This is a genomic window from Methylophaga sp. UBA2012 (genome assembly GCF_002335235.1).
Classification (GTDB): Bacteria; Pseudomonadota; Gammaproteobacteria; order Nitrosococcales; family Methylophagaceae; genus Methylophaga; species Methylophaga thalassica.
The window spans coordinates 318435-342121 of record NZ_DDCG01000009.1 but is presented as its reverse complement, the minus strand read 5'-3'; the positions used below and the strand labels follow the sequence as shown (position 1 = coordinate 342121).

Here is a 23687-nt window from a genome sequence, read left to right as displayed (position 1 = left end):
AACAATGATACATGACTGTCGTTGCATAGCCTAAGATTAACATCCATGTCCGACATCCAGCCAAAATATCTTTATCAATGAAGTCTATCTGTTTTCAAACAAGGGGGATACATCGCTGAACAGTCAATGCGATAGTCTAGCCGCCCGCTGTTTAAAACTGAATATCAGAATTAACATCAGCGTCAGCAATAAGCTGGTTATCCCCAAATGACTCAATGCCAGACCACCTTCAGCCACGGGTTTATCAAGAAAATCACCCACTACCGCACCTAATGGTCGGGTAAAAATAAATGCCGCCCAGAACAAAACAGTGTGTGAAACAGCGGTAGTGAAATAGACAATGGCAATGCTGATAAGCACTGCGCTAAATAACAACGCGCTAGTTGCGTAACCCAGTCCTTCAGTATCTGCAACCCAATCACCCAAAGCGGTTCCTAATGTTTGTGAGAATAAAATGGTAATCCAGTAAAACATTTCGGCTTTGGGCGAACGTATCTGCTGTATGGAAACTGAGCCTACACTGTTGCGCCAGATAAATAACGATAACATCAATAATACTAACAACAGTGTAGAGCCACCGGCATAACCAATCCCTAGAGAACGATCGGTAAAGTCAGCAATGGTTGTACCCAATGTAGTGGTTGCAATAATGGTGGCCCAGTAGATGAATACGTTAAATGTTCGGGCATTGATTTGCAGCGACACTACAGTAAGAAAAATAACAGCAAAAATGATGCTACTGATGAGATAGCCAATATTCATTGCCATTGAAACTAAATCGCCAGCTGTTTCACCCACGGTGGTCGCAAATATCTTGATTATCCAAAATATCAGGGTGACTTCCGGTACCTTGCTTACAATCTCATGATGTTCTGTTTTCACTGCTGCCTCACTGTTTTAAATCTATTAGAGTTGAAGCCTCTATTTCGAACAGTGACCTATTATCAATAGGTCGACAGCGTTATTGTTCTATGAATTACTTAAACGTAACTTAAGCAGTGATATTGATATTTATACCAGTGTTGCTTTTGCATAGGCTGGAGTATCAATCTCAACCGTTTCTGCGGTAATGGTGATATCGGCCAAAGGCAAGGTAGTACAGAGACGTTCTACAATCAGATTCGTTAAGCGTTTTTTCTGTTCTTCTGTTCGTCCCCGATGAAGCCTGACGGTGACATGTATAAAGTGGCTGTGATTATCACCCAACTGAAATGTTGGGTAAGCAATGCTGCGGGTTTTAATATGACCAGGATCAAACAGTAAAGCGTCGATAGCAGCTTGATGCACCGTCGACACTAAGGCGGCATCAGTTGTGATGTCGGCAGTCGAAGCGGAATGTTCAATAATACAATGTGGCAAAGCTATTTCTCCCCAATATCAGTAAGAAAAAAGGCCGCTGATGGCGGCCTTTTTATCGTCGTCAAAACTGCTTATTTTATAAATAACATCTCACGATATTTAGGCAGTGGCCATAAATCATCGGCAACCTCACCTTCCAGCATATCAACATGGCTGCGTACCTTATCCATCAGGCTGCGAATCTCGTTCGCACAGAACTTCATATGCGCTTCAATGGAGTCAAAGTCATGTTTTTCTACTGCAGCTTGAAGCTCAGCTACGGTGGTTAACATCGCATTGGTTTCTTGAGCGATCGTGCTGACAACGGCATTATTCATTTCAATACCTAAATCCGCCATGCTGGTGTGCGTGACAGATAGTTCTGCTAGATATTGTGAAGCAGATGGGTAAATCAACGTTTTTGCCATCTCAATGACAAGCTTGGCTTCCACTTCAATAGAAAGAATATATTGCTCGGCATAGACCTCAAAGCGGCTTTCCAGTTCAACAGGTGTGAACACGCCGGTACGAGCGAATAATTCACGGATGGCATCATCACGAAGATAGGGCAGAGCGTCAGCAGAAGTAGGCAGGTTTTTCAAACCACGTTCTTCCACAGCGGCTTTATGCCATTCTTCTGAATAACCATTGCCGCCAAAAACGACGTTACCGTGTTGTTCCATTAACTGTTTTAATACAGCAAGGACAGCATTAGTCTGGTCTTTGCCACTATCTAATTCAGTTTTAAGCTTATCTGCAATCCATTCAAGGGAATCAGCCAACATGGTGTTCATCGCAACTAATGGCCCGGAAACGGATTGTGATGAACCGACAGCGCGGAATTCGAAGCGATTACCCGTAAAAGCAAATGGTGAAGTACGATTACGATCACCCGGATCACGTTCAAATTTTAGAATTTGTGACAGACCCAGATCCATTTCGCCACCTTTTTTCGAGGTCGCAATATTGCCTGCTTTAATATCTTGAAATACTTTTTCTAATTGGTCGCCAAGATACACAGATAAAATGGCTGGAGGCGCTTCATTAGCACCCAGACGGTGATCATTAGATGCAGATGCAATCACGGCTCGAAGCAAGGGGCCATATTGATGTACACCGCGAATAACGGCGCCACAGAACAATAAGAAATTCAGATTATCATGAGGTGTTTTACCTGGGTCCAACAAGTTTCCTTGCGTGGCATTGCCAACAGACCAGTTAACATGTTTTCCAGAACCATTGACACCGGCAAAAGGTTTTTCATGCAGCAAACACATAAAGCCATGTTTTTTTGCCGTAGCTTTCATCAAGGTCATCATTAATTGCTGATGATCAGCAGCGATGTTGGCTGACTCGAAATAAGGTGCAATTTCAAATTGGCCCGGAGCTACTTCATTGTGATGTGTTTTCGCAGGAATACCTAAACGATAAAGCTGATCTTCAAAGTCCTGCATAAAGACCTGAACACGTTCAGGAATAGCACCGAAATAATGGTCATCAAACTGCTGACCTTTTGCTGGAGCAGCGCCAAATAATGTACGGCCCGCTAACAATAAATCAGGACGTGCCAGTGCAAAATTACTGTCTACCAAAAAGTATTCTTGCTCAGCACCACAGCTCGAATTAAGCGGGGCAATATCTGTCTCGCCCATTAAGGTCAGGACTTTCTTGGCCGCACGATCCATGGCTGAAATTGATCGCAGTAAAGGGATTTTCTTATCAAGTGCTTCACCAGTCCATGACATGAAAACACTCGGGATCATGAGTGTTGAGCCATTTTCAGTATGCATAATGAAAGCTGGACTTGTCGGGTCCCAAGCGGTGTATCCACGCGCGGCATTCGTCATTCGTAAACTGCCGTTAGGGAATGACGAGCCATCTGGTTCGCCTTTAATTAATAGGCTGCCTGAAAATTCTGTGATGGCATTGCCTTCAGCATTGGTCACAATAAAACCGTCGTGTTTTTCCGCGGTGATATTGGTCATGGGGTAAAAAATATGAGAGAAGAACTTCACGCCTTTTGATAAGGCCCAGTTTTTCATCGCTGCAGCAACAACGTCTGCAACGGCGGGATCTAATGGCGCACCTGTTTGAACAGTTTGCTTAACCGCCTTGAAGGCTGACTTGTTTAATGCTTCTTCCATTTTGGCCAGGTTGAAAACATCCGTCGCCCAGATTTTATCTAGAGCTTCAGGTTTATGAACGACTGTTTTCTGGCGGTTTACGATGTTTGAAATCGCTTGCAGACGTGATTCATTTCCACTCATTTTTCTATCCCTTAATCGCTGATGATTAATTGTTAATTTGATAAACGTATTCGTCTGTGTGGCAAACAATATGATTGCTTGCGCAGATACAGGTCGTGTTAGCAACTATGCTAAATAACGATACGCACATCTAATCGTCTTAATTGATGTAACACTAAAATAGAGAATAACCATATCAACATATTGATTATCAATATGAAATCATCGGTGATTCGATAAGGCACGACATTCAGCGGAAAAGGTATTCTTGCGTGGTCGATATGCGTCTTTATTAAACTATTTAAGGTGTGACAGCTATCAATATAGAGTAAAAAAATTAAGTTATGAAGTCCTGATTTTGTAATAAAAATAGTGTAGTAGAAAAAAACGAAGCTAATAACCATTAAAGAAAAGCGGCTCTATGACGATGTGTATAGAAAAGGACTTTCTTACTTATATGCTTGGATATCTATTATGAATGTCGATCTCTCATCAGTTCGCAGCAGCGGTACAACAAAACAGCAAGCGCCTAGTGGTACATCGCTTGATTCACGTATTGCTGCATTAAAGAAAAAAATGGTCGATTTATTTAATAAGCTCAAAGAACTGGGGCAGGAGCCCAGTGAAGATTCGGTAAAACAAGCGGAAGCCATTCAAAAACAGATCGAATTACTGCAGGCACAGATACAGCAATTGGAAGCGTTAAAACGGCAGCAGGAGAAAGCAGAACAGAAAGCCCAGGTGGCTGATGTAGTGACAGCAGAGTCCATATCGATTGCCGACGAAGATACTCGCAGCAAGCTGGGTAATCATATTGATAGCTACGGTTGAATAAATAATAGTCGGCCAGCCAGAAGTATAAATATGACGGCAGTGAAGGTATGGAGAATATTTTGTGCGCAGGCTGACCGTAATAACCATTTCCCCAACTTAGCTGCGCTCATTGCTATCACAAAAAATACTAACAGCGCACTTGCCATAAAAATAAGTCCTAAACATAAAATCTGTACTGACACATAGCGTTTATCGGCTTCAACAAATTGCGGTAAGAAAGCCAGAAAAAATATCGCTACTTTGGGATTGCTGACATTCATCAAAAAGCCGGTTCTTAATAAGGCTGTTGAATTATGCAACGACACTCCATCTTTCAAAGTTGATATAGGCTCGGCTTTAAATGCGCGCCAAGCTAAATAGAGTAAATAACTGGCGCCGATGACTTTTAGCAAGAAAAAGGCATTGGGGCTGGTCGTTAATAATGTTGCTATGCCAATGACCACTGCCAAGATATGGACAATCAGACCGCTACATAATCCCAAGGTAATAATCACCCCCGTTTTGCTGCCATAAAGTGCAGATTGTGTGAGTACGTATAGATTGTCCGGGCCTGGTGTCATTGCGAGCAGGACGGAGGTCAGCAAAAAAATAGCCAAATCACCGCTAAAAAACATCTTGCTCACTCTTTACTTCGTGACAGTTTTACCCAGCTAAATGCCTTTTCTAAAAAGGACACGGCCTGGTCATCAATAATTAAACCATGTGCCATTACAATTTTTTCAGGTTGCCAGCTGATAATGTGTTGTATGTGTTCTCTGGCAATATTTTTGTTAAAACTGAGGCGCCAGTCGATGGGCATTTTGCCGTTTGGGGCAAGTATGCCACTTATTTTTGCCAGAAAACGTTTGAAGGGTGGGAAGGCATCTGCCGGGAAGTTTTCAATCAAATCAGTGACGATCAGTGTTCTACTCTCACGATGAAAAAACACACATTCCTGCATCGCTTTTGAACCAGTAAATAGGCGCTGTTGTATATTGTCTTGCCAGGGCGGTATGAAATCAGAACTGAGGATACCGTTAAATTCGATATCTGATCGTTTTTCAGCGACTTGTTCTGTACCAAAAATGGCTGCTGAAGGGTAATGTTGTTGCCAGTCTTTCAGAAACAGATGGTGTAACTTATTGGGTGCAATTAAAAAATGTACTTCACCGAGAGCGTCGATTTGCGTCGCTAACTCCGGTGTGAGTTTGATTGGGCTGTGAATCCATAAGGTATTATCACTTAAGCGAACGATCACCATACGTGTGGTGTAAGGAAGGGTATAAAAAGGCACACTATCGCCATCAACATACCAGATATTGTTCCCTAAGCTTTTCATTCCGACTCCTTCGTTTACGATAAAAGCATTCACGCTGTTATTGGTAATTTCTTATCAGCATAGACAGATGGGATGTGACAGAATATCAGCGTTGCCAATCAATTACAGCTGAGGATAAACAGGCTAATGACACTGCGATCAATTCTACGCAAATGGACAGAACGTTATTTCTCTGATGAAGAAGCCGTCATACTGCTGATTGTATTAGTACTCGGTTTTGCCGTTGTAATCTGGCTGGGCGGAATGCTGGCGCCGTTTTTTACTGCACTGGTCATCGCGTTTTTATTACAAGGTGTAGTGAATATGCTGACCCGACGCCGCGTGCCCAATATGGTAGCGGTGGCCATTGTCTTTCTTGGATTTGTCAGCTTGATGTTAGCCATGGGCTTTTTATTAATGCCATTATTATGGAATCAGCTTGTTAATTTGGTCCAGGAAACACCAAAAATGCTGTCAAATGGTGAAGACTGGTTGATGAACCTGCATACCCATTACCCGAACTTAATCAAACCTGATGAGATACAAAGCTGGATTTCCAGCACCGCAAAACAATTCACAGTCTATGGTCAACGGGCTGTTTCTTTGTCTATTGCCTCACTGGGAAATGTGATTGGCTTAATTATTTATCTAGTGTTAGTGCCCATTCTTGTCTTTTTTATGCTGAAAGATCGGGAAAAACTAGTGAGTTTTGTGCTGTCGTTCATGCCGGAAAAACGAGGTTTGATGAACCGTATCTGGAATGAGATGGACGATCAGATTGCCAATTATGTGCGTGGCAAAGTAGTTGAAATTATCATCGTTGGTGGTGTCAGCTACACTACTTTCACATTCTTTGGCTTGCAATACACTGCACTGTTAGCCGTTTTAGTTGGCTTCTCAGTGTTAATTCCATTTATTGGCGCCGCTGTGGCCACACTGCCTGTTGCCGCGGTAGCAGGTTTTCAGTTTGGCCTCACAGAACAGTTTGCCTATATCCTGATTGCTTATGGCATTATCCAGGCGCTTGATGGCAATGTGTTGGTGCCGATTTTATTTTCTGAAGCCGTCAATTTGCATCCTGTTTCTATCATTCTTGCCGTACTGTTTTTTGGTGGAATATGGGGAGTATGGGGCGTGTTCTTTGCCATTCCGCTGGCGACTTTATTAAAAGCGCTGATAACCGCCTGGCCAAGAAGTTTGCATGATACATCCGTACAAGAACAACCTTAGTTTTTGGCGTGTTGTAATAAATTTATGAGGAACGTGGAGTGAGTGTGTTATTTTCGCCGATCGACATCGGACCATTGAAATTGAAGAATCGATTGATCATCGCACCGATGTGTCAGTATTCAGCCGAGGATGGACAAGCCCAGGATTGGCATACTATCCACTTAGGGCAATTGGCTTTATCTGGTGCCGGATTGCTTATCCTTGAAGCCGCAGCCGTTTGCGCTGAGGGTCGAATAACCTACGGTGATTTAGGTTTATGGGATGACACTACAGCGTCTGCCTTAGTGAAGACGCTTACTGCCATTAGAAAATATTCAAATATTCCTATGGGTATCCAACTGGCCCATGCTGGCAGGAAAGCTTCTACACAAAAACCATGGCATGGCGGGGCACCGATATCGCCTGAGGATAAGAACGGTTGGCAAGTCATTGCTCCGTCGGCATTGCCTTTTCATGAAGATGGACCTGTTCCTCTCGCTGCCAGTCAGCGTGATATTGCCGCTATTGTGCAACAGTTTGTTGAGGCTGCAAAACGTGCTGCAGATTTGGGATTTGAGGTCATTGAAGTTCATGCTGCTCATGGTTATTTATTACATGAGTTTTTATCGCCATTGAGCAATCAACGGCAGGATGAGTTTGGCGGCAGTCTGGAAAACAGAATGCGTCTGACTCTGGATGTCTTTAGCGCTGTACGCGCCTGTGTTCCCGAGAACATAGTTGTCGGTGTCAGAATCTCAGCGACCGACTGGGTTCCTGGTGGTTGGGATGTTGTGCAGAGCACGACACTGGCTATTGAACTGGACAAGCTCAATTGTCATTACTTGCATGTGAGTAGTGGAGGTTTATCACCACAGCAAGAAATACCCGTCGAAGCAGGTTATCAGGTGTCACTGGCTGAAGCGATTAAGCCGTATATATCGATGCCAGTGATTGCTGTTGGCTTGATTACTGAACCACATCAAGCTGAACAAATATTGGCTGATGAACGAGCGGATGCCATCGCTATGGCGAGAGGCATTTTATATAACCCTCACTGGGCCTGGCAGGCTGCGGCTGAGCTGGACGGTAAGGTTGAAGCCCCTGCTCAGTATTTGCGTTCTGAACCGCATGGTCAGAAAGGGCATCTAACAGAGATGGATTTGTTCAAAAATACTTAAAATGCCCATGTTAATCGTTCAAACCATTGTGAAGCAGTGGGATAAAAGTCAGCAAAGTAAGCAATATCAACAGCAGCGAATGAGTTTACCGGACCGATATCTTGTCCATATTCCCCCTGCGGAGTGGGTGCTAGATAATCAAGTTCTGCTTGATCAGCACGGTGATGATATTGAAGGGAAACGGATTCAGTACCTTGTCCATGAACAAGTGGATTTTATTATTGACCGCTTCCGTATTTCCTTGCCTAACAAAACACTGGAATATAAAACAGCTCAATCCGATCCCAGGCTGATTTCTCAATTAGGTGATGGCTGGGTGCAATGCCGTTATAACTGGCGGCGGCGCGTTGAACAGGGTGGGTTTATCTATTGGCTTTATGAAGATGTCACCTTAAATGCTTGTTTTGTCGAGCAATATGATGCCCAGGTCTTTATGTCGACGAATGCTGAAACCATTTTTACGGACCTAACTTTGCCAGAAGCTTAACTACAAAAATTCAGAAAGTATCAATAGCGGCTTTGCCCCAAAGTGTTTTAACTTGTTGCTCGAATCTGCTTCGCTCACTGTTAGTTAACAATAAGGTCGAGCCAGGTGTCTGCTGAGCAGAGAGTAAATTCTCCTGCTGAAGTCGTCTGTTGACTTCTCGGGCGACGGCTTCTTCCGTACTGATAACATTGACGGTTTCTCCGGCCACTTTTTGGATCACCGTTTTGAGGTGAGTGAAATGAGTACAACCGAGAATAATGGTATCGGCGCCTTTATCCAGTAAAGGCTGTACATAAGCTTGTACTGTAGCGGAAGCTTCTTCATCGCTTAGCTTTAAGGCTTCTACTAATAACACTAAGTCTGGGCAAGGCTGAATTTCGACGGTGGCGCCCATGGCAACGCGTTGAGCAAGATCATGAAACGATTGACTGGTCAGGGTTTTTGCGGTGGCTAGTACACCAATCACGCCAGTTTTTGTATTTAAAGCCGCCGGTCTTAAGCCTGGTTCTACGCCAATAAAAGGAATAGGGTAGCGTTCACGTAAGGCTGTGATACTGACAAGAGTGGCAGTATTACAAGCGACAACAATGGCTTTTACGTCACGTTGTAATAGATAGTCAGTAATGTTGAGCGAACGCTCCAGAATATAGGCTTCTGTTTTTTCGCCATAGGGGGCATGTAAGGTATCCGCAAGGTAGATAAGGTTCTCATTTGGCATAAAAGAGCGGACTTGTTTAGCGATCGGTAAGCCACCAATACCAGAGTCGAATATGCCAATAGATCTTGCGTCAGCCATGATAATTTCTGTTTTATACGTCGCTGGGTGAATAAAAAGACGACGATTGTACTGTATCTATCTGCTGATGGTTGAAAATGGGATTATTTTGGCAAGGCAACAAATTCACCGCGAAAGAATCCTGCGCGTTGCTGTTCGTAATGCAAAATGGAGATAACCGTTGTCCGTGCTTTACCCATACGTGAAAAATGGCGTAGAAATTTAGCCCAGTCTTGTGTTGATTCAAGTTGCGCTGTAGCTGTAAATTCACCGCTAATTGGTTTTTCATACTCCATCGTATTACGTTGTATGACAAGCGTAGACTCGATAGCAGCCTGATGTAACCGAGTATTTAATAATGACCAGGCAGACAGAATCGCCAATGTTGATGCGCTGCCGCCAAACACGGTTTCATGATAATTAATATTGGGTGTTAAAGGTGCTCTTAGCACGACTTCATCATGGCTGACATGATCGACAGAGACCTGCATGGCCGCTGATAAAGGAATATGTTGATAAAGATACTGCTGAAGCTGTTCAGGTGTCATAAGTTTTTATATCAAAAAGTGTTTTTAAAATGATAACGTCTTCTCTGTATGTGAAAAAGTATTTACGCTATCAACGATAATCAGCGCGTTGAAAAGGTTCGCACAATAATGAAAATATCTCTGCATATACAATGGCTGTCGATTCTCGCTTTACTGTTTTTCTTTACTCTGTTCGCTGTAGACGTGTTTGCCGATGATATTCAGGATGGCATTGATGCCTATAAACAAGGTGATTTTCAGACCGCCTATCAGGCATGGCATCAAGCTGCAGAAAACAATGTTGCTGAAGCACAGTGGATGTTAGCTATTTTGTTATTAAACGGTCAGGGCGTAAAACAAGATAAAGTCGCTGCCTATTCATGGTTAACGTTAGCTAGCGAAAAACAGCACAAACAAGCCATGATTGACCGCATGGCCATAAGAGACAGATTAAGTGCAGAAGAATTGATGAACGCTGATACCTTAACTAAGGCATTCAGAGACAAACAAATGGCAAAAACAGCCATTAATCATCAAAAAGAAAAGGCTTTTCATTGGTTTGAAAAGGCAGCCAAACAAGGGGACCCTCAGGCTCAATATCAACTGGGTGAAATGTTACTTAATGGTGAAGGCGTTAAACAGGATAAAGTCGCTGCCTATTCCTGGTTTAGTCTGGCCAGTGAACAAAATCAGCCTCAGGCGATTGTGAAGCAGGCACAACTGAAAACCGAGTTAAGCCGCAATCAGATTGAAAAAGCCAATGCCTTAATGCTGACTAATCGCGACAACCATTTGATAACGGATAAACCACCTGGTTTGCCGGATTTAGTGAATGAGGTGAATGTAAAAAATAAAGAAAATCAGCTTCTTGCAGAACAATCTTCAGTTGACACTTCGTTGTTAGAAGCAAGAGAAAAACCTTCATCAGAAAAGCTTGATGAACCCGCCAAACTTACACAATTAAAACCAGAGACAAAACCAAAGTCAGTGATGACTACTGTCTACCGTGTACAAGTCGGGGCATTTAGGTCCAGACAGCAGGTCGATATCGCATTAACGCAGCTAACAAAAGAATCAGCCGCTATCGTTCGGAAATATGAAACAACGATTACTGAACCTGTCGAAAATGCAGAAAAACCGGATTTTTATCGCCTCCAGCTGGGTAATTTCGCAGCAAAATCTGAGGCGACAACCTTGTGTCGGCATCTTACTGAAAACAAACAAGCCTGCTTTGTGGTCACCGCAAATAATATGCAAAAAACCACCGTTGCTAAGCAACCGTGACGTGTATGATGCTCTAAAGCTGCCAGGCAGATTTAGATTGCGTGCTTGATATGTTTAAACCTTTTTTTGCTACGGCAACTTAGCTAAATTTACTTCGAAATACAAAATAAACCGCACCAACTAAACACAGGCCAGCCCATAGATAGTCGAGTTTAAGGGGTTCTTTCAGGTAGAACACGGAAAAGGGAATAAACACCATTAAGGTGATGACTTCCTGAAGAATTTTTAACTGGCCCACATTGAGTACGGTAAAGCCAATGCGGTTGGCGGGTACTTGTAATAAGTATTCGAATAATGCGATTCCCCAGCTTATCAATGCGGCAATAATCCAGGGTTTATTGTTGAGTTCTTTTAGGTGAGCGTACCAGGCAAACGTCATAAAAATATTGCTGCAAACCAGCAAGGACACACTAACCAGTATTGGATTCATTAACTCTAACCTAAACGATAAAAACAGCCATTATTCATGAAATAATCTTTTAAGGAGCACGTATAACGCACCTGTGCCGCCATCATCTACCGTCGCACTGCAAAATGCGAGCACGCTCTGACTTTGTCTTAACCAGTGATTGAGTTTGCTCTTTAGTACAGGCTTGTTATCACGCGAGCCCCAGCCTTTACCATGGATGATACGCACGCAACGAATTTGTTGCTGCTGGCAGAACTCTAAAAACTCGGACAGTGTCGGTTCGGCTTTGGCAATGGTCATACCGTGTAAGTCTAATTCTGCTTCAATATGCACCTTGCCATTACGCAGCTTGCCGAATAGTTTGTGCTGAATACCGGGGCCACGGTATTCGAGGTATTCCTCATTGCCTACGGTTTCTGGAGAAAACATATCAGAGAATGGTTCACCCTGATATTCATCATCAATAATTTTTTGCCGGATAGCTTTTGCAACGGGCTTGGGTTTGTTATGAATCAGACGGTTTTGGCGGATACGGGTAGCATCGCGCATTTCTTGGCGAAATAATGCAAATTCGTCCTCATCGGTATCGTCATCTTTATTTGCCATGAGCGTGCGGCTGCCTGCGGATTTAAGTGAAAGTTGGCGACTATTGTGCCAGATGAGGCTTGTGCAAAAAATCCTTTTTGATTTACCATGCGAATCACTTGTCGGGGTGCCCGCCCGGAATAATCCGGAAAGGCTGAGATGAAACCCGTTGAACCTGAAGAGGCTAGAACCTCCGTAGGAAACAAGCAGGACACCTGTTTTACACTCGAGATCCATTTTCGTTTGGTGTCTGTCTTCTTGTTCGCTTTCGCGCAACGATCTCATCTTCCCCGTCGTGGTTTTCATTTAGGGGAAGAGACGTGTCTACACAATCCAATAAAGTTATTAACATTAAAGACCGTAGCGGCATTACAACTGAGCCATTGGCGGGGAGTGAGAAGTTTTACATCAAAGGCAGCCGCGACGATTTACTGGTGCCATTCCGTCAGATTCATTTAACGGATACACCCAACGCCAATCCTGATTTGCCTGCTATTCCTAACGAACCTGTTGTTGTGTATGACACTTCGGGTTTATACACCGATCCAAAAGCGACCATTGATATTGAAAAAGGGCTGCCATTAATACGTCAAACCTGGATCGATGAGCGGGATGACACTGAACAGTTAGCCCAGTTCAGTTCAGAATATACCCGTGAGCAAGATGCTCAGGATTTTGATATTCCACTGTTTAATCACCGTCGTTTACCTCGTAAAGCAAAAGCGGGCAAAAATGTCAGCCAAATGCATTACGCACGTCAGGGCATCATTACCCCAGAAATGGAATACATTGCTATTCGTGAAAGTATGGGGCGCGAAGCCTTAGCACAGCGTGGTGAGCTGCCTGAGAATATGGATCACTACATTACAGCCGAGTTTGTACGAAAAGAAGTGGCTGAAGGTCGTGCCATTATTCCTGCCAATATCAATCATCCAGAAACCGAGCCGATGATCATTGGCCGTAATTTTCTGGTAAAAATTAATGCGAATATCGGTAACTCTGCTACGACTTCGTCGATTGAAGAAGAAGTTGAAAAAATGGTGTGGAGTACCCGCTGGGGCGGTGACACCATTATGGATTTATCGACTGGCAAACATATTCATCAGACCCGAGAATGGATCATCCGTAACTCACCCGTGCCAGTAGGTACGGTGCCGATTTATCAGGCACTGGAAAAGGTGAATGGTGTCGCTGAAGACCTGACCTGGGAAGTGTTCAGAGATACCTTGATTGAACAAGCTGAGCAGGGCGTCGATTATTTCACTATCCATGCCGGTGTTCGACTGGCGCATATTCCACTGACGGTAAACCGTACAACCGGTATTGTTTCGCGTGGTGGCTCGATTATGGCGGCATGGTGTCTGGCGCATCATGAAGAAAGTTTCCTGTATACGCATTTCGAAGATATCTGCGAAATCATGAAAGCTTATGACGTGTCATTCTCACTGGGTGATGGTTTACGTCCAGGCTCTCAGGCGGATGCCAATGATGAAGCCCAACTTGCTGAATTAAAAACCTTAGGTGAGTTGACGACCATTGCCTGGAAACATGATGTGCAAGTCATGATCGAAGGTCCGGGTCATGTGCCGATGCACAAGATCAAAGAAAATATGGATCTGCAATTGGAATGGTGCCATGAAGCGCCGTTCTACACCTTAGGTCCATTGGTGACGGATATTGCGCCTGGTTATGACCATATCACTTCCGGAATTGGCGCGGCGATGATTGGTTGGTTCGGCACCGCAATGCTCTGTTATGTCACACCCAAAGAACATTTGGGTTTGCCGAATAAAGATGATGTGAAAACCGGCATCATTACTTACAAAATTGCTGCCCATGCGGCGGACTTAGGTAAAGGTCATCCGGGTGCACAAATTCGAGATGATGCGATTTCTAAAGCCCGTTTTGAATTCCGCTGGGAAGATCAGTTTAATCTTGGTTTGGACCCTGACACCGCCCGTGAATACCACGATGAAACGTTGCCGCAACCAAAAGCGAAAGTAGCGCATTTCTGTTCAATGTGTGGACCTAAGTTCTGCTCAATGAAGATTTCGCATGATGTGAAAGCCGCCTTTGCTGAGAAATCTCAGGAATTCAAGGAAGGTGGTAGCAAAATTTATCGCCAAGTTTGATGAGCCATTATCTCATCATCGGTAGTGGCCTGATCGGACGCCTGACGGCTTGGCGTCTGATTCAGGCAGGCTATCGAGTAAGCTTGTTATCTAAAGACGATAAAACCGGTACAGACAGTGCCGGTTTCATTGCGGCATCGATGGTCGCACCGGCAACAGAAGCGGTGACGTCAGAGCCTTTGGTGAAAACAATCGGGCTACGTTCGTATGCGCTTTGGCCGCAGTGGTTGAGTGAATTAGACGAGCCGGTTTTTTATCAGAATCATGGCACGTTGGTGGTCGCTCATCAGGGGGATAAAGCTGAAATGGCGCGTTTTGAGCAGCGAGCGAATCATGTGCTGGAAGCAGCAGATTTTCAGCATCTTGATAAAACCTCGCTGGCCGAACGTGAGCCAGAGCTTGCTGAGCGTTTTGAGCAAGCCCTGTTGTTTGAGCAAGAGTCCTGTATTGATAATCGTCAGCTATATAAACAGCTGACAAGGTTTATTGAAACGCATGCTGAGTGGGTGAAAACGGCTGATATTGGTGAATTAAATCACATTGAAATCGAACGTTTGACACAAGCTTATTTAAAGCGCCCAGCAGATGAGTTTGATGCGGTACTGGACTGTCGTGGTAATGGTGGTAGAGCGAACTTAGCTGAATTACGCAGTGTGCGCGGTGAAGTGATAAGAGTACAGGCACCCGAGGTCGACTTTAAACATGCTATTCGGCTGATGCATCCACGTTACCCTTTTTATCTGGCGCCACGACCAAATAATGAATATGTACTGGGTGCGACCGTTATCGAAAGTGATGATCGTTCTCAGCTTACTGTCCGAAGTGGCCTGGAGTTAATGTCGGCCTTGTATAGCCTGCATAAAGGCTTTGCCGAAGCACGTATTCTGGAAATGGCGGCACATTGTCGACCCGGTCTTCCCGATAATCTGCCAACCATAAAACGTACTGACTGGGGCTATATCATTAATGGTTTTTATCGGCATGGTTATTTGTTTGCACCTGCTGTCGTTGATGATTTATGTCAGGTGCTGGCTGGGAATAAAGAACAGATAAAGTTTGGAGCGTTATATGACATCTAACCTTATGTTACAGGTTCAGTTGAATGGGGAACCGCTAGATATTAATCACAAGCAGACCGTATCGGAATTTGTAGCTAAGCAGGATTTCAATGGCCGCTTTGTCATTGTCATTAATGATGAAATGGTAGCGAAATCACGCTGGCAAGATGTGGTCATTCAAGGGGGAGATCGCATCGATATCGTGTCTCCGATTAGTGGAGGTTGAGATGAAAGCATCCAATTGGCAAGTGTATGGGCAAACGCTGAGTAGTCGACTCTTTATTGGGACTGCACTCTATCCTTCGCCGAAAGTGATGGTGGACGCCATCAGAGCTTCAAAGGCGGAAGTGATTACCGTGTCATTACGACGACAAACATCAGCAGATAAACAAAGCGGTGGCCAGTTCTGGCAAATGATAGAGTCTTTAAACTGCCATCTATTACCCAATACTGCAGGTTGCTACAGTGTAAAAGAAGCCGTTAACACCGCACATATGGCCAGAGAGTTATTTGATACCGACTGGGTCAAACTAGAAGTATTGGGAGACAGTTACAACTTGCAACCCGATCCGTTTGCCTTAGTTGAAGCCACTAAAATACTGATTGAAGATGGCTTTAAAGTGTTTCCTTATTGCACAGATGATCTGGTGTTATGTCAGAAACTGGTGGAGCTGGGCTGTGAAGTTTTGATGCCGTGGGGAGCACCTATTGGTAGCGGGCAGGGATTGCTCAACCCTTATGCCTTAAAGACACTTCGTGAACGTTTGCCAGACATCACATTATTGGTTGATGCGGGGATAGGCAAACCCTCCGATGCTGTTCAGGCACTGGAGTTAGGTTATGACGGAATTTTACTCAATACCGCAATTGCAGAAGCACTGGAGCCAGAGAAAATGGCTTATGCCTTTGCGGATGCCATTAATGCGGGGCGTTTGGCCTATGAAGCAGGAGTGATGCCTAAACGTGATAACGCCAAACCCAGTACACCGACCTTAGATCAGCCAATCTGGCAACAACATGGATAATCCTGTTCAAAAGCCTGCCGTGCTTTTAATCGGAGGGTTGGATCCGCAAGGTTGTGCTGGCATTAGTGCTGATATCATGACGGTGCAGAATCACGGTTGCCACCCTTTGCCATTAATCACTGCGTTAACGGAGCAGAGTTCACAAGGGCTAACAGAGTTGGGACTGGTGAGTCCATCAAAGATGATGGCGCAGTATGAAAACTGTATTAACGATTTTGATATCAAAGCGATAAAGATCGGGCTGATTCCACATATCATCACAGCACAATACATCAAAGAAATGCTGTTAGATTTTAGCGGGCCAGTCATTTTAGATCCGGTGCTTGCGAGTACCAGTGGTGGTGTGACCGTACCTGATGAGGTGAAAGCATTCATCCATGATGAGATTATTCCCTTAGTGACCATAGTCACACCTAATCTGCCTGAGTTGGCGGCGTTGACACGAACGAATCTCAGTGTGGAAGACGGGGCGAAATCATTACGTCAAAAAGGTGTGTCAGCGTGTTTGATTAAAGGGGGACATGCTGAGAGTGCCTTAGCAATAGATTATTTTTCATCTGAGTTAGCGGATTTTTATCTTTATAACGATAAAACAGTAAGCCAGGTTCGAGGCACAGGTTGTGTATTAGCCTCTGCATTGGCTTCACAGCTCGCCTGTGGACAAGATATACGTGATGCCGTTGTGCTTGCCAAGGCTTATGTGAGTCGTGGCATACGGCTTTCAGCAAAGGCTGGGCCGTATCAGGTCATCAGTCATAGTCAGCAAGATATTGCCTTAGTGGATTTTCCTAAGCTTTGTTATCAGCCTGAACTGATTGGGCAGACCTTTAATTTCCCCAATTGCCCGGAATTAGGTATTTATCCGGTGGTAGATAACGCAGATTGGGTGGGAAAGCTTATTCATGAGGGGATAAATACCATCCAACTGCGGGTAAAAGATTTGGATGATGAGTCGACAAAACAACAAATCGTATCTGCTATAGCTTATTTAAACGATAAATCGGTACGGTTTTTTGTCAATGACCATTGGCAAACAGCGATTGAATTGGGCGCCTATGGTGTGCATCTGGGGCAGGAAGATCTGCATGATGCCAATTTAAAAACATTGGCTGAGGCAGGGTTAAGATTAGGTATTTCTACGCACTCTTATTGGGAGCTTGCTCGAGCTCTTGCCGTGAATCCAAGCTATATTGCTTTGGGGCCCATTTATGAAACCACCAGTAAGCAGATGCCGTTTTCTCCTCAGGGCATAGAGCGCTTACAACAATGGGTCGATTTATTAAAAAGTCACTATCCAGTTGTGGCTATCGGCGGCATTACCGTTGAACGAGCAGAGCAACTCAAGGCCACTGGCGTCGGCTCGGTCGCGATGATTACAGCTATTACGCAAGCGAATGATTACAAAAAAGTCACGCGACAATTATTGGATTTGTGGCAAGAGATCAGTTTTTACCCAGATCAGGTTTAACCTCTCCCCACTGTGGTCCGATATCCAGTTTATGCTGCTGACTGTAGCGGTATTCCTGATACTGAATAAGTTTATCGCCGCTGGACTCGGCTTGCTTATCATCAGTAAATGAGGGTGTCGCAGGAGCAACATAGTCACTGGCTGTCAGATCTTCATTTTTGAGATGTTTATTTTCATTCGACAATTGTTGGATTTGTTTAATCAGCTCCTGGTTTGTCGATTGTTGTTTATTCAATTGCTGCTGTAATGCCATGACTTCTTTTAGCAATTTGTCCGGCGAAGTTGTATCTGTACTTGCTGTATTTGTTCCTGAGCTGTTAGTGGGCGAGGCATCGGTTCCCGTTGATGTATCATTGACTGTCGGAGCTGACTCGGGCGCTGTATCTGTGGCCGCCATTGAATTATCGACATCAGGCAGAGGATCGATCAGGTTATCCGATGGGATAATATTGCCATTTTCATCGGTTTGTTTTTTTACCACGGTGGGAACTGTGACACTTTCTTCTTCGTCACTTTCCATATCGATATCAACGGGAGGTAAGGCTGTTTCTTCCTCGTTATCTGCAGAGACAGGATCTGTAACATCTGACTCCGAAACGGCATCACCGTCTTCAATGAGCATAGGATCGGCTTTCTCAGCTGTATCATCTGAGCCAATCAAGAAAAAAGCCGCTAAACCACCGATGAGCGATAAAGCTGCCAGACCAATCCCGATTTTTATCAGTAGCGATGTCGATAGGCCAAGTAATTTTGGCTTCTGTTTGCTATCGCCTTTGTCTTTACTATCGTTATCGCGCTCTGACCTTTGCTCCGGTTCGGGACTAGGGCTTTCATCAGTCGCTTCTTCGATAATGTCGTTATTGTCTTCAGCCATGCTGTTGCATCTACCTCAACCATTTATTCCTAGTTGATATATCGGCTTTGATAATGAAATCTTTTGTTATGAAGGCAAACGATTTTCATCAAGACTGCCATCGACTTCAGGTCCACTCATTTCAGCTGGGGTCAGATCGCCTTCATCTTGCACCAGAGCGACAATGGTCCAGCCCATTTCTGGTTGCAATGATTCTGCAGCGGTAAAAAAGCGCAGACGTTTGCGGGGATTGAATGCAAACAATGGCGTGACGCGGCGACCATGTTCGCGCAAATAATCGGCAAAACTAAAGTTTTCAGTCAACTTGGTTTGTTTTATTTTGGCGCCTTTTGAAATCAGGCTAGCCATTTTGGCATAGGTAATTTCATTACCGAAGAGCACATGCGAGTCATGACTGATAGCTTTTCGCGATTTGACGATGCTGCGTTCTTTATCTTTTTCTTTATCAGTTGATAAAAAGTAAACGCGGTTACTGCCAAATTCCGATTTATAGCGCATACACGCCAGTGCATTGAGTTCGCTCTGTGGCGTTAGTGCCAGTATTTGGCCCAGTCCAATAAGATCCAGGTGACGGTCAGCATGTTCAGACACCGCATTACCATAGTAAGTATCCATGCCTTTCATACGGGCTTCTTTGACATTACTCCAGCTTCCATCGGTGAGACGCGTCCTAAAGCCATTATCGTTTAATGCCTGAGCCACCACACGGGCAACTGAATTAGCACCAACAATAAGAAAACCACTGTCATCAGGTTCGGCAACACCCAGACGTTTTGCAATAAATTTAGCGGTAGCACCTTGTACAAGAACGGTACCGATAATAATGGCAAACGATAACGGTACTAGCAGGTCGGCCTTATCGTAACCAATGTCCTGTAAACGAAGAGCAAATAATGCAGTCACCGCTGCGGCAACAATACCGCGTGGCCCAATCCAACTGATCATCGCTTTTTCTTGCCATGTTAAGTCTGAACCAATCGAGCAGAGAAACACTTTCACTGGACGTACGACAAACTGAATAAATAAGAACAGGATGACCGCACCCAGACCAAGCTGGGTAAATGAGTCAAGGTTAAGGCGTGCAGCAAGTAAAATAAATAAGCCGGAAATCAGAAAGATACTCAGATCTTCTTTAAAGTCGAGGATGTTTTCAACTTGTACATTTTTCATATTGGCCAACCAGATACCGAGCACGGTAACGGTAAGTAACCCCGATTCTTCCGAAATTTCGTTCGATACGGCAAAGGTACCAAAGACCAGTGCCAGTGCTGCCACATTGTGCAAGTATTCAGGTAATAAATGTCGGCGCAGTAACAGACCAAAACCATATCCTGCCGTCGCACCAATTACTAAACCCACGGCAATGGTTTTAGCGAACATATAAAGGGTATGACCAACTTCTGCATGTCCTTGAAGTTGTATGGATAAAAGCACTTCGAACACCAAAACGGCAAGAATGGCACCGAGTGGATCAATAACAATACCTTCCCAACGCAACACATTCGAAATTTTGGCATTTGGCCGAACGGTTCTCAGCATGGGGACGATAACGGTAGGACCGGTTACCACCATAATGGCACCAAATAAAATGGCCAGAGCCCAGGGGAAATCCAACAGAATATGTGTGGCAACCGCGATGGCGGACCAGGTGATGAGAACACCAAGGGTTAAAATATTACGAACAACTTTTTGTAAACCGCGTATTTCTTCAAATTTAAGTGTCAAACTTCCTTCAAACAGAATGACGGCAACGGCCAGAGACACTGTAGGGAATAGTAAGTCACCAAATAAGCCTTCAGGGTCTAACCAGCCGGTTACCGGACCAAGAATAATACCTGCGATTAATAGCAGAACGATGGCGGGTAATTTAATCCACCAGGCCAGCCACTGACATACGATGGCGATAATTCCAATAACTGACAGTGCCATGACTGCTTCTTGATTCATTCTCTTCCTTTAGCTCAATGGAGCAGTGATAAACGGTATGTAATGGTGACACTAATTAGCTTTGTCGAAAAGACTTTTACCTGACTAATTCAATTTCAGCCCGGCGATTATAGGCTCGTCCTTTTGGGGTTTTATTCGTTGCAGCGGGATCATGATCAACAAAGGAACGCAGTACGATTTTCTCTGCTGGAACTTCATATTTGCTAACAAAAAAGTCACGAATGGTTTTAGCCCGTGCTTCTGATAACGGCACATTTAAGCGTTTACGACCAAAGCTGTCGGTATGACTGGTGATGATGATTTGATTCACACTGTCATCCACTTTTACATACTCAGCTACCCGTGTGAGCGCATTTATAGAGGCTTTGTCCAGATTAGCTTTTTCTGATTCAAAATAAACGGTGAGTTTTCTGATTTCATCAAAGCTGTCTGGATATAGATTGCTTAAACACTGTTGAAATGCGGGTAAGGAATCATTGAACTTCACCGTGGATAACTTCACCGTGGTATCGCCATTATAGGATTGAGATTGATAACGGATGATCGGGAAACGGCCATCCTGCATTTTTGCCAGTGCTTGTTGTGCTAATACTCCGTCAAAAATAAATTCGCGTTGACCGGATATGGTCGGCAAGGTGGCTAATGTGTCGTATTGCTCTGTGTTTTGCCAGGGCGCTGCAGACATTTCTAACAGTACGGTGTCTTGTTCGGCTGAAAGGCTGTCAGTGATAAATTTTAGTTGTAATGCCTGACCATTACGACGATAAAAGCCTGCCTGACCAAAGCTGGGTATGGTTTGCATGAGCGAACACTCAAGTGGTGACTCAATAACGTTCCAATTAGTATCTGTGACCGGAGCCTGAAACTCTTCGGCATAAACAGAACTGATAAACAACAGCGAGGCAATAATCAATTTCAACATGATTTTAGTAACTTATTAGCGTGTGTATAGGGTAAGACGTTAAATTGTTACGGCCTTGTAAAAAACCAAGTTCCATAACAAAGGCACAGGCGACTACTTCGCCACCCAGATGTTCGATTAATTCGCAGCTTGCCCGCGCCGTTCCACCAGTAGCCAGCACATCGTCAATCACTAAAATTCTGTCACCGGCACTAATCGCGTCGATGTGGGCTTCTAATGATGCTGTGCCATACTCAAGTGCATAGTCGATACGCTGAACATCATAAGGTAATTTACCTGGCTTACGCAGAGGAATAAAGCCAACACCTAGCTCCCAGGCCGCCAGAGAACCAAAAATAAATCCTCTTGCTTCCATTCCCGCCACCGCGGTAATGGATTCTTGCTTAAACGGACGGATTAATTCTTCAATACATTCCTTAAGCAGCAGCGGGTCTTGTACCAATGGCGTAATATCCTTGAATACAATGCCTGGTGAAGGGAAGTCTGGGATGTCTCTGATTTTAGCTTTCAGCTTTTGCATAATAATCTCATTGAGCGAATTGGCGATCAGCGTCTATTATATCGGCAGTAATCGTCCGCTTTTTAATGACAAACGAATTAACTACAAAAGGAACCATTTTGACTTTATATTCCCGACTGTTTTTTTCTGTTTTTATTTTATCGACATCTCTGCTGCTTAGTTCTTGTTTTAGCTGGGGCGGCGGTGACAAAGAAGTGGATATGACACCACGTTATTATGTGTTGGACGTTGAACGGCCTGATGTGGCTGCTGACTTCCCTAGCAATCGTGTATTGCGACTTAATCCGGTACGTGTTGTCCCACATTTTAAAAGTAAAACTCTGATCTTCCGTGTTGGAGAAAATGAATATAAGGCAGTTGATCCCCATCAGTTTCTGGTGGATCCGGAAGTGATGTTTACCAATATTCTTAAACGCTGGTTACAGAAGAGCGGTCAATTCAGCAAAGTGGTCACTGATGACTCTGTGCCTGCTGATTTCACTATGGACGCTGCAGTAACGGCTTTTTATGGTGAAAAACGGCCGGCTTATTCACCTCAATCTGTTATTGAGATGCAATTTTTCATGACAGCAGCAGATAACCCTGAGAAATTATTGTTTCAAACAGGCTTACGTGTTGATGTGGATATCGAACAAGCGACACCGAGCAATGTTGTTACAGGCTGGAAACAGGGAACTGAAGAACTTCTAACGACTCTAGAGCAGGATTTAAGCGCATATTTTTCAAAAGTAGATGCTAGGTAGCATCTTGAGTTTAGCGTGCAGGATATGGGCTTTAGTGGTAGGATAACAGGTTTGGTGGTTTAGACGCAGTGGCCCTGCATTTGGGGTAAATGTCTGTTTCCGGTAGTGCCTGTGCAAGTTGCTGAAATTTGTGAAGTTATATCTGGAATTCTTTCGGCTGGTTTCGTCTTCTGAGACTGGTTGATAAACCATGTATGTAGAACTGACTACGCTACACCCTTGTTTACTGAAATTTCGTGAGCAGGCTGGTATGTAGTCTTATGCTTTATTTGGACGGTCAATAAATGAGTGAAATTGCCTTAGAACTGGATTCGATAGGTATCGAAACCGAGATGAAGCAGTCGTACCTCGATTACGCTATGAGCGTTATCGTGGGACGGGCGCTACCTGATGTTCGTGATGGTTTAAAACCTGTACATCGTCGTGTTCTGTATGCGATGAGAGAACTGGGTAATAGCTGGAACAGCCCATATAAAAAGTCTGCTCGTATCGTCGGTGATGTTATTGGTAAATATCACCCTCATGGTGATACTGCCGTATATGACACGATGGTACGTATGGCTCAGCCGTTCTCTATGCGTTATATGCTGGTTGACGGTCAGGGTAACTTTGGTTCGGTTGATGGTGATCCGCCTGCCGCGATGCGTTACACCGAAGTACGCATGGCTAAAATCGCTCATGAAATGTTGGCCGATCTTGAAAAAGAAACGGTAGATTTTGTCCCTAACTATGATGAGTCAGAATCTGAACCTGCGGTATTACCTACAAAAATCCCTGCTTTATTAGTTAATGGATCATCAGGTATTGCGGTGGGTATGGCGACCAATAT

At 44.2% G+C, this 23687-nt stretch carries 25 protein-coding genes and 1 riboswitch; of the genes, 12 read left to right on the top strand and 13 right to left on the bottom strand.

From position 1 onward, the window contains the following. Positions 1 to 123: 123 nt before the first annotated feature. From B2248_RS08570 to B2248_RS08560, 3 genes are all read right to left on the bottom strand, one after another. Positions 124 to 882, bottom strand: a complete 759-nt coding sequence (locus tag B2248_RS08570) for a membrane protein (protein WP_007144860.1) — start codon at positions 880 to 882, stop codon at positions 124 to 126. A 129-nt stretch (positions 883 to 1011) separates the two neighbouring features. Next, entirely contained in the window at positions 1012 to 1359 is a 348-nt protein-coding gene (locus B2248_RS08565; RefSeq protein WP_273180705.1) for a 5-carboxymethyl-2-hydroxymuconate Delta-isomerase, read from the bottom strand. Positions 1360 to 1430: 71 nt separating this feature from the next. Then, the gene (locus B2248_RS08560) at positions 1431 to 3605 is read right to left on the bottom strand and encodes a glutamine synthetase III (RefSeq protein ID WP_273180702.1); all 2175 of its coding nucleotides are present in this window, start codon (positions 3603 to 3605) and stop codon (positions 1431 to 1433) included. Positions 3606 to 4058: 453 nt separating this feature from the next. Here B2248_RS08560 and B2248_RS08555 point away from each other — a divergent pair, with 453 nt between their 5' ends. Continuing rightward, positions 4059 to 4415: a FlxA-like family protein gene (locus B2248_RS08555; RefSeq protein WP_273180699.1), complete on the top strand. Its 357-nt coding sequence runs from the start codon at positions 4059 to 4061 to the stop codon at positions 4413 to 4415. Here the strand turns inward: B2248_RS08555 and B2248_RS08550 are convergent. After that, positions 4406 to 5032: a LysE family translocator gene (locus B2248_RS08550; protein ID WP_273180696.1), complete on the bottom strand. Its 627-nt coding sequence runs from the start codon at positions 5030 to 5032 to the stop codon at positions 4406 to 4408. The genes B2248_RS08555 and B2248_RS08550 overlap by 10 nt on opposite strands. Positions 5033 to 5037: 5 nt before the next feature. Continuing rightward, a complete protein-coding gene (locus B2248_RS08545) occupies positions 5038 to 5736 on the bottom strand; it encodes a DUF4336 domain-containing protein (RefSeq protein WP_273180694.1) in 699 nt (232 codons plus the stop codon). A 126-nt stretch (positions 5737 to 5862) separates the two neighbouring features. Between B2248_RS08545 and B2248_RS08540 the strand changes: the two genes are divergently transcribed. From B2248_RS08540 to B2248_RS08530, 3 genes are read left to right on the top strand one after another with little or no spacing between them, the layout of a single operon-like run. After that, positions 5863 to 6945, top strand: coding sequence for an AI-2E family transporter (locus tag B2248_RS08540; RefSeq protein ID WP_273180691.1), 1083 nt, complete (start codon positions 5863 to 5865; stop codon positions 6943 to 6945). 38 nt (positions 6946 to 6983) lie between these two features. Then, positions 6984 to 8102 (top strand): NADH:flavin oxidoreductase/NADH oxidase, encoded by a 1119-nt coding sequence (locus B2248_RS08535; protein WP_273180688.1) that lies wholly within the window; start codon positions 6984 to 6986, stop codon positions 8100 to 8102. Between the two features lies 1 nt (position 8103). Continuing rightward, a complete protein-coding gene (locus B2248_RS08530) occupies positions 8104 to 8589 on the top strand; it encodes a hypothetical protein (RefSeq protein ID WP_273180686.1) in 486 nt (161 codons plus the stop codon). A 10-nt stretch (positions 8590 to 8599) separates the two neighbouring features. Here the strand turns inward: B2248_RS08530 and murI are convergent, their stop codons facing one another. Continuing rightward, positions 8600 to 9385 (bottom strand): glutamate racemase, encoded by a 786-nt coding sequence (gene murI, locus B2248_RS08525; protein WP_273180684.1) that lies wholly within the window; start codon positions 9383 to 9385, stop codon positions 8600 to 8602. A gap of 83 nt (positions 9386 to 9468) precedes the next feature. After that, positions 9469 to 9912, bottom strand: a complete 444-nt coding sequence (locus tag B2248_RS08520; protein ID WP_273180682.1) for a YiiD C-terminal domain-containing protein — start codon at positions 9910 to 9912, stop codon at positions 9469 to 9471. Between the two features lie 108 nt (positions 9913 to 10020). On the opposite strand from B2248_RS08520, the gene B2248_RS08515 reads away from it, so the two are divergent. Continuing rightward, positions 10021 to 11175 (top strand): SPOR domain-containing protein, encoded by a 1155-nt coding sequence (locus tag B2248_RS08515; protein WP_273180680.1) that lies wholly within the window; start codon positions 10021 to 10023, stop codon positions 11173 to 11175. 79 nt (positions 11176 to 11254) lie between these two features. Here B2248_RS08515 and B2248_RS08510 read toward each other — a convergent pair whose 3' ends face one another. After that, a complete protein-coding gene (locus tag B2248_RS08510) occupies positions 11255 to 11605 on the bottom strand; it encodes a DMT family protein (RefSeq protein WP_273180677.1) in 351 nt (116 codons plus the stop codon). Between the two features lie 30 nt (positions 11606 to 11635). Then, positions 11636 to 12190: a Smr/MutS family protein gene (locus B2248_RS08505; RefSeq protein WP_273180676.1), complete on the bottom strand. Its 555-nt coding sequence runs from the start codon at positions 12188 to 12190 to the stop codon at positions 11636 to 11638. A gap of 92 nt (positions 12191 to 12282) precedes the next feature. Continuing rightward, positions 12283 to 12388: riboswitch (TPP riboswitch) on the top strand. A gap of 101 nt (positions 12389 to 12489) precedes the next feature. On the opposite strand from B2248_RS08505, the gene thiC reads away from it, so the two are divergent. From thiC to thiE, 5 genes are read left to right on the top strand one after another with little or no spacing between them, the layout of a single operon-like run. After that, on the top strand, positions 12490 to 14301 hold the full coding sequence (gene thiC, locus B2248_RS08500) for a phosphomethylpyrimidine synthase ThiC (RefSeq protein ID WP_273180674.1): 1812 nt from the start codon (positions 12490 to 12492) through the stop codon (positions 14299 to 14301). Next, positions 14301 to 15380 carry an FAD-dependent oxidoreductase gene (locus tag B2248_RS08495; protein WP_273180672.1) on the top strand — a complete coding sequence of 360 codons (1080 nt, stop codon included), beginning with the start codon at positions 14301 to 14303 and terminating at the stop codon, positions 15378 to 15380. Before thiC ends, B2248_RS08495 begins: the two co-directional genes overlap by 1 nt. Continuing rightward, positions 15370 to 15585 (top strand): sulfur carrier protein ThiS, encoded by a 216-nt coding sequence (gene thiS / locus B2248_RS08490; protein WP_273180671.1) that lies wholly within the window; start codon positions 15370 to 15372, stop codon positions 15583 to 15585. Before B2248_RS08495 ends, thiS begins: the two co-directional genes overlap by 11 nt. A 1-nt stretch (position 15586) precedes the next feature. Next, on the top strand, positions 15587 to 16384 hold the full coding sequence (locus B2248_RS08485; protein ID WP_273180667.1) for a thiazole synthase: 798 nt from the start codon (positions 15587 to 15589) through the stop codon (positions 16382 to 16384). Next, on the top strand, positions 16377 to 17852 hold the full coding sequence (gene thiE, locus B2248_RS08480) for a thiamine phosphate synthase (protein ID WP_273180664.1): 1476 nt from the start codon (positions 16377 to 16379) through the stop codon (positions 17850 to 17852). The genes B2248_RS08485 and thiE overlap by 8 nt, the downstream gene beginning before the upstream one ends. Here the strand turns inward: thiE and B2248_RS08475 are convergent. From B2248_RS08475 to B2248_RS08460, 4 genes are all read right to left on the bottom strand, one after another. Beyond that, positions 17827 to 18726: a hypothetical protein gene (locus tag B2248_RS08475; protein WP_273180663.1), complete on the bottom strand. Its 900-nt coding sequence runs from the start codon at positions 18724 to 18726 to the stop codon at positions 17827 to 17829. The genes thiE and B2248_RS08475 overlap by 26 nt on opposite strands. A gap of 66 nt (positions 18727 to 18792) precedes the next feature. Further along, the gene (locus B2248_RS08470; protein WP_007144881.1) at positions 18793 to 20673 is read right to left on the bottom strand and encodes a cation:proton antiporter; all 1881 of its coding nucleotides are present in this window, start codon (positions 20671 to 20673) and stop codon (positions 18793 to 18795) included. A 76-nt stretch (positions 20674 to 20749) separates the two neighbouring features. Continuing rightward, positions 20750 to 21595: a flagellar protein MotY gene (locus tag B2248_RS08465; protein ID WP_273180660.1), complete on the bottom strand. Its 846-nt coding sequence runs from the start codon at positions 21593 to 21595 to the stop codon at positions 20750 to 20752. A gap of 4 nt (positions 21596 to 21599) precedes the next feature. After that, positions 21600 to 22115 (bottom strand): adenine phosphoribosyltransferase, encoded by a 516-nt coding sequence (locus B2248_RS08460; protein ID WP_007144883.1) that lies wholly within the window; start codon positions 22113 to 22115, stop codon positions 21600 to 21602. A gap of 98 nt (positions 22116 to 22213) precedes the next feature. Between B2248_RS08460 and B2248_RS08455 the strand changes: the two genes are divergently transcribed. After that, positions 22214 to 22858 (top strand): ABC-type transport auxiliary lipoprotein family protein, encoded by a 645-nt coding sequence (locus B2248_RS08455; protein WP_273180658.1) that lies wholly within the window; start codon positions 22214 to 22216, stop codon positions 22856 to 22858. Between the two features lie 284 nt (positions 22859 to 23142). Next, positions 23143 to 23687 (top strand): DNA gyrase subunit A (locus B2248_RS08450; protein ID WP_286722777.1); only part of this gene is annotated, 545 nt, incomplete at its 3' end.